The organism is Neobacillus kokaensis, from assembly GCF_014656545.1.
GTDB lineage: Bacteria > Bacillota > Bacilli > Bacillales > Cytobacillaceae > Neobacillus > Neobacillus kokaensis.
In genome coordinates, this window is sequence record NZ_BNDS01000061.1 from 1 (window position 1) to 2,012 (window position 2,012).

The window sequence follows — 2,012 nt, forward strand, 5'->3', positions numbered from 1 at the left end:
CTCGTATATTAGTAGTAAGAGCTCCTTCTAGTAGAATTTCCAGTTGATCCGGATCGTCTAAAATTCACTCTAGATACCTATAGGTTTTCATTGGTTAGCCTCTCGGCTTCCCCATCTTAAATGTTTTTGTTTTACCCTTGTTTCACCCACATGATGGGGAAGTCGAGGTAAAGACTTATAAGATTAATAATAGATTTTTGTGCTGTTCATATTTCCGCAGGGGGATGTTTCCCTACTGCTTCTTTAGAATGCCCTTAATTGAATATCGGGAAATGGCGGGGAATGGAGGATGCTCCAGCGTTTTACTCCGTCATTTTTTATAGCGTTTCAGCCCTGCCCATGGGACAATAGGAACCGACAAGTTCGTCTCAGGATATAGCTTTCTCTCCTTGCGGACACTTCGGTGTACTGCTTAATAAGCCTGCTACCCATGGTTCATTGTTGAAGGTCTAACCACTGGTTGCGCCGTTGAAAAAGAAGTGAGTGTAGCGCTCGTTATGGACTTCTTTTCTCTGAGTGCTGATGACGAGGCAGACTCAATGATTCCTTTGGGCACCCAGGTCTGAACGTACTTGATTAACAGCCTTTTGGAGGTGATAGGTATGTCAAAATTGCTTGTTGGTGTAGATGTAAGCTTAAAGTCCCATCATGTCCATTTCATGAAGGAGGACGGTTTATCAGTCGCTGACTTTTCTGTTTCTAATGATCAATCTGGGGCAGATACCCTGATCAAACGTATGTTAGAAGCAGCGGAAAAAAGTCAGGTTTCAGAACTTAAAGTTGGTATGGAAGCAACGGATCAATATAGTTGGCACCTTGCTCACTACCTCAAAGATCAATTAAAAGGGTACGAACCACGGTTCCAATCCTTTATCTACACATTAAACGCGAGAAAAGTCGCTCGTTTTAAGAAAGGCTATGATTCTTTGCCAAAGAACGACCGAATAGATGCCTGGGTCATCGCTGACCACTTGCGATTTGGTCGACTACCTAATGAAATGAAAGATGCGGTTCAATATGAAGCCCTGCAACGTCTTACTCGAACGAGATTTCATTTCATGAAAGAGATTGGACGGAATAAAACCTATTTCCTAAATCAACTTTTCTTGAAATTCAGTGGATTGCGTCAAGACAATCCCTTTTCGAATACCTTCGGTACCACTAGTCTAGCTGTAATTGAAGAGCTGGAGCCTGAAACGATTGCCGAAATGAGCATAGAAGAATTGGTTGAATTCCTGCAGGATAAGGGCAAAAATCGCTTTGAAAACCCAGAGGAATTGGCCAAGTATCTTCAAAAACTAGCCCGGTCTTCTTACCGGTTGGATAAAGCAATGCAGGACCCTGTGAACCTTTCTCTATCCGTAACGTTGAGTACCATTCAACATATGGAGTCGCAGGTAAAGCGCTTGGACAAAGAGATTGCCAAACTCATGAAAGGTATTCCGCAAACGTTAACCTCTGTTAAAGGAATTGGTGATGTGTTTGCGGCTGGTTTAATCGCTGAAATTGGCGATGTAAGTCGGTTCAATAGCCATCATTCATTAGCGAAATATGCAGGTCTTGTTTGGAGTCAATACCAATCTGGCGAGTACGAATCCGATGATACAAGCCGTATGAGAACCGGAAACAAATATTTGAGATACTATCTCATTCAAGCTGCAGAATCGATCCGTAGACATGATTCTGAGTATAGATCTTTTTACAACAAGAAATACCAAGAAGTTCCTAAGCATAAACACAAACGTGCTCTCGTCTTAACCGCAAGAAAATTGGTACGGTTGGTGTATTCGCTACTACGCACCAATCAATTGTACACACCACCCGAAAGGAGAGATTAAGATCTACTCTTCCACATCCTTTCAAGTACCCAGCTTCGCACAAAATCAATGGGATTAATTGGAAAATAGTGCGGAGTTTATTTGGTATACCCTTTTTTAGGGAATTTTAGATCTCGAGTCAAAATAATTTCCAATTCGTTATTTTTTTGTGCTTGACATATTACCACTGGGCTT

1 protein-coding gene is annotated in these 2,012 nt (G+C 41.7%); it reads left to right on the top strand.

Features of this window, described 5'->3' with window-relative positions:
- Positions 1–602 precede the first annotated feature (602 nt).
- Positions 603–1,838 (top strand): IS110 family RNA-guided transposase, encoded by a 1,236-nt coding sequence (locus tag IE222_RS26145; protein ID WP_191277308.1) that lies wholly within the window; start codon positions 603–605, stop codon positions 1,836–1,838.
- The last annotated feature ends 174 nt before the right edge of the window (positions 1,839–2,012 follow it).

Excerpts from the sequence above, each read along its gene's own strand:
- IE222_RS26145 (WP_191277308.1), top strand. The coding sequence starts at position 603 with ATGTCAAAATTGCTTGTTGGTGTAGATGTAAGCTTAAAGTCCCATCAT.